The sequence below is a fragment of the Streptomyces sp. NPDC001980 genome (genome assembly GCF_040296885.1).
Lineage (GTDB): Bacteria > Actinomycetota > Actinomycetes > Streptomycetales > Streptomycetaceae > Streptomyces.
Genome location: NZ_JBEOYD010000002.1, coordinates 505,557 through 513,850 on the forward strand (window position 1 = coordinate 505,557; position 8,294 = coordinate 513,850).

Genomic DNA, 8,294 nt, shown 5'->3' on the forward strand with positions numbered 1-8,294 from the left:
GCTCAGAACGGGTAGTGCGCCTGCTGGGTCGCGAGGGTCACCCAGCGGGTGTTGGAGAACGCCTCGATGCCCCACCGACCGCCGAACCGGCCGTACCCCGAGGCCTTGACCCCGCCGAACGGGGCATGCGGCTCGTCGGCCACGGACTGGTCGTTGATGTGCACGATCCCGGTACGGATGCGGCGTGCGACCGCCAGCCCGTGCGTCGCGTTCTCGGTGATGATGCCGCAGGTCAGACCGTTGTCCGTGTCGTTGGCGAGGGCGATCGCGGCGGCGTCGTCGGCGAACGTCTCGACGACGCCGAGCGGTCCGAAGGCCTCCGCGTAGTACAACTCGGCATCCTTGGGGACGTCGGCGAGGACGGTCGCCGGATGCACCGCGCCCTCCGGCCGGCCGCCACCGGTGAGCACGGTGGCGCCCTTGCCGACGGCGTCCGCCACCAGCCCGGCCACGCGCTCCGCGGCGGAGGCGGTGACCAGCGGGCCCACCACCGTGTGCGGGTCGCCCGGATCGCCGGCCGGGAGGGCGGCGACCTTGGCGCTGAGCTTCCGGGTGAACTCCTCGGCGAGGGACTCGTGGACGAGGATGCGGTCGCCCGACATGCAGATCTGCCCGGAGTTCATGAACATGCTGAAGGTGACGGCGTCCACCGCGTAGTCCACGTCGGCGTCCGCGAGGACGAGCACCGCGTTCTTGCCGCCCAGTTCCAGCACCGCCGGCTTGAGGTGCCGTGCCGCGTGGGTGCCGATGATCCGGCCCACGCCGGTGGAGCCGGTGAAGTTCACCGCCCGCACCCGCGGGTCGGCGATCAGCGCCTCCGCGATCCGGGCCGCGTCCTCACGGGCGTTGGTGACCACGTTCAGTACCCCGTCGGGCAGGCCGGCCTCGCGGAGCACGTCCGCGACGAGCAGCCCGCAGGCGATCGGCGCGTCCTCGCTCGGTTTGACGACGACCGTGTTGCCGGCGGCGAGCGGAGCCGCGACCGCCCGGACGCCGAGGATGACCGGGGCGTTCCACGGCGCGAACGCTGCCACCACCCCGAGCGGCTCCCGTACCGCGAGCCCCAGGGTGCCCTCCTCCTGGGCGCTCAGCACCTCACCCCGCGGAGCGGTGATCGCGGCCCCCGCCTCGCGCAGGATGTTCGCGGCGAGACCCACGTTGAAGCCGGCCCACGGCCGGGTGCCGCCGACCTCCTGGGCCATCAGGTCGGCGACCTGCTCCGCGCGCGACTCCAGCAGGTCGGCGGCCTTGAGGAAGATCGCGCGGCGGGCGAAGGGGGCGAGCGCGGCCCAGGCCTCGAAGGCCGCGTCGGCGGCGTCCACGGCTCGGGTCACGTCCTCGGGCCCGGCCGCGGCGACCGTGGCGTAGACCTCGCCGGTGTAGGGGGCGATGTCCTCGGTGGTACGGCCGGACAGGGCGGGGACGTCCTTGCCGCCGATCAGAAGTTCGCGAATGAGGGGCATGGACGCAACCGTAGGCACCACATGTTTACGGTTCAAGCATTCCGCGCTCTACTTTTCGACGGCCGCCGCCGTCCGGGTCGGCCGGCCCAGTGCCCAGAACAGGACACCGAGGAGCATGAATCCGACGAGCGGGATCAGTTCCGTCAGCAAGTACTTCCCGCGCTCGGCGTGGGTCCAGCCGTCCGGCTTGTAGTCGGTGCCGAACCAGTGGTCGCCGGCCCCGGGCGCCACCAGCTGCACGCTGGCGAAGAGGATGAGCAGGGTGAGCACCACGCTGATGACCCAGGGGAACGGGGCCCGGTACGGGCGGGGTGTGTCCGGGTACTTGCGGCGCAGGAACGGCAGCGCCGGGAAGATGCCCAGGTAGCTGACGAGGGTGGTCGACACGGCGAGGCCGAGGACCGCGCCGAAGAGCTTGGCCGCGCTGCCGTTGGTCAGCTGGTGGGCCAGGATCAGGACGCCGGTGGAGACCAGGCCGCTGAGGATGTTCACCCGGACCGGGGTGCCGAACCGGCTGGAGATCACGCCGAGGAAGCGGGGCGCGGCGCCGTCGTAGCCGGAGACGGCCAGGGCGCGGTCCGAGCCCATGATCCAGGTGACGCCGGAGGAGAGCACCGTGAGGATGAACATGATCGCGGCCAGGTCGCCGAGCACGGTGCCGAACCCGCTGAGCGTGGGCGTGCCGTCGGCGGCCACGTGGCCGCCGTACACCGTGAAGACCTGCCGGATCGCGTCGACGAAACCGCCGAGGCCGGTGATCGCCTTCACCGGCAGGACGAGCAGGATGCCGAGGATCGGCAGCGCGTAGAGGAGCACGGAGAGGACGGCGCTGCGGAAGATGCCGTAGGGGACGTCCTTCTGCGCGTTCGTCATCTCGTCGCCCGCCGTGTTGGGCAGCTCGAAACCGACGTAGTTGAACATCAGGACCGGTACCAGGCCGACGAATCCGGCGTAGGTCGGCGAGAAATCACCGATGCCGAAGCCGTGCAGCCCGTGCTTGATCCCGTACACCACGACCGTGACGGTGAACAGGCCGAGCAGCACGAACCGGCTCCAGGCGCCGATGGTCGGGATCCACTTGCCGACGTCGAAGGAGAGGATCGCGGCGAGCACGCCCACCCAGACGAAGACGATGGTGAAGACGTAGAAGGCGGGGGTGCTCAGGTCCTTCCCGTCGTTGAAGAAGGTGGTGTACGCCGTGACGGCGGAGACGGCGAGGGTGCCGCCCAGCCACACCGGGTTGGTGATCCAGTACAGGAAGTTGTTGACGGCACCGGCCAGCCGCCCGAAGGCCCGGCTGGTCCAGATGTAGGGGCCGCCCTCGTCGGGGAAGGCCGCCCCGAGCTCGGCGATCAGCAGCGCGGACGGCACGAAGAACACCACGGCCAGCACGATCAGCCAGGTGAACGCCTCGGCACCGTTCTTGGCCACGGCACCGATGGTGTCCACGCCGACGATCGTGCACAGCAGGAAGAACAGGATGTCGAAGCGGCCGAAGTGCTTGCGCAGCTTCTGGCGTTCCACCTGGGCGGCGGCCGGCGCGTCGACCGGCTCGGGTGCGATGGGGGCAGCGGTCACCGGGAGCTCCAGCGTGCTCGGGAGGGGCGCGATCCGGCCATGGTCCACGGCGCCGCACAAGCACACAAGCGTTCGGACCCAAGTCGTGACCATCGCTCCCGGCACTCACAGCCGTCGGAAATCTCCCGGAAACGCCGGGGCCCGGCGCGGCCCGGTCCCGGCGTCCGGCCGCCGCCGCGGAGACCACCGGCCGCCGCGCCGGCCGGTGCGGTCGTGGTCACGGCCGTCCCCGCCGCGTGCCGGCTTCCGCCGGAGGAATCACCCGAGAGGGTTTCGGACCCGTGGCGGCGTGAAACGCCGCAGATGAGGAGGGATCGTGAACGCGGTCATGGAGAGCGTGCGGATACCCGCCGCAGGGGTGCGGCTCGACGCCGACGTGGCCGTCCCCGAGGCGGCCAAGGGCATCGTGCTGTTCGCGCACGGCAGCGGCAGCAGCCGGCACAGTCCGCGCAACCGCTTCGTCGCCGGCGAACTGCACGCGGCCGGGATCGGCACCGTGCTCGCCGACCTGCTCACCCACGAGGAGGAGAGGACCGACGCGGCCACGGGGGCGCTGCGCTTCGACATCGGCCTGCTCGCCGCCCGCCTGACCGACCTCGCCGACTGGCTCCGGGAGTACGAGCCCGCCGCGGGCCTGGGGTGCGGGCTGTTCGGCGCCAGCACGGGCGCGGCGGCCGCGCTCGTCGCCGCCGCCGCGCGTCCGGAGACGGTCCGCGCGGTCGTCAGCCGGGGCGGACGGCCGGATCTGGCCGAGGGCGCGCTGGCGTCCGTCCGTCCGCCGACGCTCCTGATCGTCGGCGGACGCGACCGGGAGGTCCTGCGGCTCAACCAGGCGGCAGCGCGGCAGATCCCCGGCGAGACCCGACTCGAAGTCGTCCCCGGTGCGACGCACCTGTTCGAGGAGCCCGGCACCCTGGAGCGCGTCGCACACCTGGCCTGCGACTGGTTCACCCGCCATCTGCCGGTCTGACGCCGCTCAGGGCGTCGAGGGGCGGGTCTCCGTCCAGTCGACCATCAGCCGGCGCTCGGCGAACAGCCACTCCCCGCCCTGCTTGACGAACGCGTCGAGATAACGGATCGACGCGATCATCAGCGTGCGTCGCCCGTCGTCCTCCACCGAGAGATGGTGGGCCAGGCAGTAGCTCTCACCGGTCGCACGGTCCCCGTCCAGGGACACGGTGCTCTGGCCGTTGAAGTGGGTCGTCGTGCGATACGTGTGGAGATTGTCGAACACGGGGGCGAGGGAGTCGCGGCCGTGCAGCTCCTGCGTAGGCTCCGCCGCCGTGGCGTCCATGAACACCAGGAAGCGGGTGTCCTCGGTGAACAGGCTCATCTGGCCCTTGGCGTCCCGCCGGTCCGCGCAGTGGGCGTAGGCGTCGATCAGCTCACGGATGGCCAGCCGGTCGGCGGCCTCCTGGGGTGAGACGGAGGTGTGGGCGGCCATGAGGGGTTCCTCCAGCTTTGTTGCACCCATCTAATTGACAGATGTATAAAAGCACTGCCGGAGTGGCCGCGCAACGGCCTCCCGCACGAGGGCCGCACCACACGAGGGCAGGACCAGGAGGGCAGTGCTCTGAACGACCGGATCGATCCGCGCATCACCCGCACGGTCCACGCCTTCGAGCAGGCCGTCGTGGAACTGGCCTCGGCGCGTCCCGTCTCCCAGATCACCGTCGCGGAGCTCGCGGACCGGGCCGGCGTCACCCGGGCGACCTTCTACAACCGTTACAGCACCCCGCTGGACCCGCTCATCCAGGTGCTCTACGACGACCTGGAACGCGCCCACCGCCGGGAGGACGAGCTACGGGCCCAGGGCGGACACTCCGCCCGGGAACTGCTCCGGATCGCCACCGCCGGGGTCGCCGACCACGTCGAACGGTTCATGGACGTCTACCGCAACTCCCTCGCCGACCCCGCGGACAGCGGTGTCTACGAGGCACTCGTACGGCACTTCGGCGAGTACACCCTGGCGTTCCTGGCCCGTGCCGAGCCGTCCGGCCGCCCCGGCGCCGACCGCAAGGTCATCGCCCAGTTCATGGCCCACGGGTTCGCCGGGGCCATCAAGGCATGGCTCGACGACCCGTCCGTCACCAAGGACGACCTGGTCGACGCGGCCGTGGCCTGCGCCCCCGCCTGGTGGACGTCCGGCCCCGCACCGGACGCCGCCTCCCAGCAACGGAGATCCTCGTGAACGTCGTCGTGTTCGGTGCGTCCGGCATGGTCGGGCAAGGCGTCCTGCGCGCCTGCCTCCTGGACCCCACGGTCGGCAGCGTCCTGGTGGTGGGCCGCCGCCCGCTCGGCATCACCCACCCGAAGCTGACCGAAGTCGGCCACGACGACTTCACCGACCTGTCCGCCCTCGCCGACCGGCTGACCGGCCTGGACGCCTGCTTCTACTGCCTCGGCGTGTCCTCCGCAGGCATGAGTGAGGCCGAATACACCCGCGTGACCTACGACTTCACGCTCGCCGCCGCCCGCGCGGTGCTCGCCGCCAGTCCCGGCCCGACCTTCACCTACGTCTCCGGCGAGGGCACCGACAGCACCGAACAGGGCCGCACCATGTGGGCGCGTGTGAAGGGCCGCACCGAGAACGCCCTGCTCGCCCTGCCGATGAACGCGTACATGTTCCGCCCCGGCTACATCCAGCCCCGGCACGGCGCGGTCTCCCGGACCCGCTCCTACCGCGTCATGTACACCCTCACCTCCTGGCTCTACCCCCTGCTGCACCGCCTCGTCCCCGCCCACACCACGACCACCGAACACCTGGGCCGCGCCATGCTGGCGGTGACCCGCCAGGGCGTGACCGAGAGCCGCGTGCTGTACAGCAAGGACATCAACCGCCTGGGCGCCTGACGCGCCCTCAACCGCTCTGCACGGCGGGAGACGCGGCCCGGCGCGCGGCGACGACCATGACGATCAGCGCCGCCAGGGTGATCGCGGCGCCGGTGTACAGCGGCGCCGTGTAGCCGAGGCCCGCGGTGATGGCCAGGCCGCCGAGCCAGGCGCCGAGGGCGTTGCCGACGTTGGACGCGGACACGTTGGCGCTCGCGGCCAGCGCCGCGCCCCCGGCCGCATCGGTCACCCGGGTGATCATGCCGGGTACGGCGGCGAACCCGGTCACCCCCATCAGGAACACCAGCACCACCGACGCCGGGGCACTGCCGGCCAGCAGACCGAACACGGCCAGGGTGACGGTCAGTCCGAGCAGCGCGAGAACCAGCGCGCGGTCCCGGTCCCGGTCCGCCGCCCGCCCGCCGATCACGTTCCCGACGACCAGGCCGACGCCGTACACCATCAGCAGCCAGGCGACGTCCGCCGAGGAGAACCCGCCGACCTCGGTGAAGGTGTACGCGATGTAGCTGAACGCCCCGAACATCCCGCCGTAGCCGAGCGCGGTGGCGGTGAGGGTGAGCCACACCTGCACGGACCGGAACGCGCGCAGTTGCTCCCGCAGACCGCCGTCCGACGCGTCACCCGGTACCGCACCCGCCCCGGCAGGGACGAGCGCCACGATGCCGGCCAGCGCGAGCACGCCGATCGCGGTGACGGCCCAGAACGCCGCCCGCCATCCCCAGCGTTCGCCGACCGACGCGCCGAACGGCACACCCAGCACGTTCGCGAACGTCAGCCCGGCGAACATGACCGCCACCGCGCGGGACTTCCGCTCCGGTGCGACCAGGCTCCGGGCGACGAGGGAGCCGACGCCGAAGAACGAGCCGTGGCAGAGGGCGGCGACGATCCGCCCGAGCAGCAGCACGCCGTACGTGGGCGCGACCGCCGACAGCAGGTTGCCGACGACGAACAGCACCACCAGGCCGACCAGGACCCGCTTGCGAGGCAGCCGCGCCGTCGCCGCGGTGAGCGCGATCGCGCCGACGGCCACACTCAGCGCGTAGCCGGAGACCAGCCGGCCCGCGGCCGCCTCCGACACCGAGAAACTCGACGCAACCTGTGGCAGCAGCCCGGCGATCAGGAACTCGGTCAGCCCGATGCCGAACCCGCCGAGCGCCAGCGCGACAAGCCCGCCCGGCATCCGTCCCCGCACCGGCACCTGCCTGTCTTCGACCGCGGATTCACCCATGCACCGACCCTCGCCGCCGACGGATGCTCCGTCCATGGACAAAGATCGGCGGCCCTTGGACGAACGAACCAGACGAAGGGACGGATGGATGGGGGCGGGGGCGGGGCGGGAAATGCGGTGGACGCGCGCGCCCCCGGTGCGTAACGTCCGTCGGGCCGTGACGTCGTCCGAGGAGGTGAGACCCATGAACGCTGTATCCGAGTGGGTGCTCCCTCGCTCCGTCACGGTCGGGCGATCGACGTAGGTGTCGCCGGGAGCGCCTGGACTTCAAGGCCATCCCGAAAGGCAACACCCCATGCATTCTGTGCAGTTCACCGCCGAGACGACGTCGAACGGCGTCGTCGAACGCGACTTCACCGTGGGCGGGATCCCCGGCGTGCTCTGGTCGCCCGCGTCCGCCTCCGAGCGCGCGCCCCTGGTCCTGATCGGCCACGGCGGCGGCACCCACAAGAAGTGGCCGGCGATGCCGGGCCGCGCGCACCGGATCGTGTACGGCTGCGGGTTCCACGTCGCCTGCATCGACGCGCCCGGTCACGGCGACCGGCCGCGCACGGCGCACGACGAGCAGGAGATCGCCGCGCTCTACCGGGCGCGGGAGGCGGGCGAGCCGGAAGGCCCGATCGTCGTCCGCTACAACGCCCACCTCGCCGAGCGTGCCGTGCCCGAGTGGCAGGCGACCCTGGACGCCCTCCAGGAACTTCCCGAGATCGGCGCCGACGGACCGGTGGGCTACTACGGCCTCAACATGGCCACCGCGATCGGGGTGCCGCTGACGGCGGCCGACCCGAGGATCACCGCCGCGGTCTTCGGCCTCCACTGGCCCGACGCCCTGGCCGCGCCGGCCCGGCGGATCACCGTCCCGGTCCAGTTCCATCTCCAGTGGGACGACGAACACATCCCGCGCGAGGCCGGTCTCGCACTGTTCGACGCCTTCGCCTCCGAGGAGAAGACCCTGCACGCCAACACGGGCAGGCACAAGGACCACCCCAGGTTCGAGGCCGACAGCGCGGCCCGCTTCTTCGCCCGGCACCTCACCCGGCCCGTGCCGGCACCGGCCCTGAGCTGACGGCCCGTCGGCGCCCGGCGCGGAGCGGCGGGGCGGCAACCCGCCAGCCGGAACCCCGGGATCACACCCAGGCTTAAACAGGCCGAGATTGGGGGGGCCGACACAC

8 protein-coding genes are annotated in these 8,294 nt (G+C 71.8%); 4 read left to right on the forward strand and 4 right to left on the reverse strand.

Annotation, left to right across the window (positions count from 1 at the left end; genetic code table 11):
* Positions 1-2: 2 nt before the first annotated feature.
* A complete protein-coding gene (locus ABT137_RS04600) occupies positions 3-1,463 on the reverse strand; it encodes an aldehyde dehydrogenase family protein (RefSeq protein WP_351702300.1) in 1,461 nt (486 codons plus the stop codon).
* Positions 1,464-1,511: 48 nt separating this feature from the next.
* Positions 1,512-3,041: an APC family permease gene (locus ABT137_RS04605; protein WP_351702303.1), complete on the reverse strand. Its 1,530-nt coding sequence runs from the start codon at positions 3,039-3,041 to the stop codon at positions 1,512-1,514.
* Between the two features lie 328 nt (positions 3,042-3,369).
* Between ABT137_RS04605 and ABT137_RS04610 the strand changes: the two genes are divergently transcribed.
* Complete coding sequence (locus ABT137_RS04610) at positions 3,370-4,011, forward strand: dienelactone hydrolase family protein (protein ID WP_351702387.1); 642 nt, start codon at positions 3,370-3,372, stop codon at positions 4,009-4,011.
* A 6-nt stretch (positions 4,012-4,017) separates the two neighbouring features.
* Here ABT137_RS04610 and ABT137_RS04615 read toward each other — a convergent pair whose 3' ends face one another.
* Positions 4,018-4,485 (reverse strand): nuclear transport factor 2 family protein, encoded by a 468-nt coding sequence (locus ABT137_RS04615; protein ID WP_351702306.1) that lies wholly within the window; start codon positions 4,483-4,485, stop codon positions 4,018-4,020.
* Between ABT137_RS04615 and ABT137_RS04620 the strand changes: the two genes are divergently transcribed.
* Both ABT137_RS04620 and ABT137_RS04625 read left to right on the forward strand, forming a co-directional pair.
* Positions 4,474-5,232, forward strand: a complete 759-nt coding sequence (locus ABT137_RS04620; protein WP_351702309.1) for a TetR/AcrR family transcriptional regulator — start codon at positions 4,474-4,476, stop codon at positions 5,230-5,232. The genes ABT137_RS04615 and ABT137_RS04620 overlap by 12 nt on opposite strands.
* The gene (locus tag ABT137_RS04625; RefSeq protein ID WP_351702311.1) at positions 5,229-5,894 is read left to right on the forward strand and encodes a Rossmann-fold NAD(P)-binding domain-containing protein; all 666 of its coding nucleotides are present in this window, start codon (positions 5,229-5,231) and stop codon (positions 5,892-5,894) included. Before ABT137_RS04620 ends, ABT137_RS04625 begins: the two co-directional genes overlap by 4 nt.
* A 7-nt stretch (positions 5,895-5,901) precedes the next feature.
* On the opposite strand, the gene ABT137_RS04630 is transcribed toward ABT137_RS04625, so the two are convergent.
* Complete coding sequence (locus ABT137_RS04630) at positions 5,902-7,074, reverse strand: MFS transporter (protein ID WP_351702390.1); 1,173 nt, start codon at positions 7,072-7,074, stop codon at positions 5,902-5,904.
* A 343-nt stretch (positions 7,075-7,417) separates the two neighbouring features.
* On the opposite strand from ABT137_RS04630, the gene ABT137_RS04635 reads away from it, so the two are divergent.
* Complete coding sequence (locus tag ABT137_RS04635; protein ID WP_351702314.1) at positions 7,418-8,188, forward strand: dienelactone hydrolase family protein; 771 nt, start codon at positions 7,418-7,420, stop codon at positions 8,186-8,188.
* Positions 8,189-8,294: the final 106 nt, after the last annotated feature.

Excerpts from the sequence above, each read along its gene's own strand:
- ABT137_RS04635 (WP_351702314.1), top strand. The coding sequence starts at position 7,418 with ATGCATTCTGTGCAGTTCACCGCCGAGACGACGTCGAACGGCGTCGTC.
- ABT137_RS04630 (WP_351702390.1), bottom strand. The coding sequence starts at position 7,074 with ATGCCGGGCGGGCTTGTCGCGCTGGCGCTCGGCGGGTTCGGCATCGGG.
- ABT137_RS04610 (WP_351702387.1), top strand. The coding sequence starts at position 3,370 with ATGGAGAGCGTGCGGATACCCGCCGCAGGGGTGCGGCTCGACGCCGAC.
- ABT137_RS04600 (WP_351702300.1), bottom strand. The coding sequence starts at position 1,463 with ATGCCCCTCATTCGCGAACTTCTGATCGGCGGCAAGGACGTCCCCGCC.
- ABT137_RS04615 (WP_351702306.1), bottom strand. The coding sequence starts at position 4,485 with ATGGCCGCCCACACCTCCGTCTCACCCCAGGAGGCCGCCGACCGGCTG.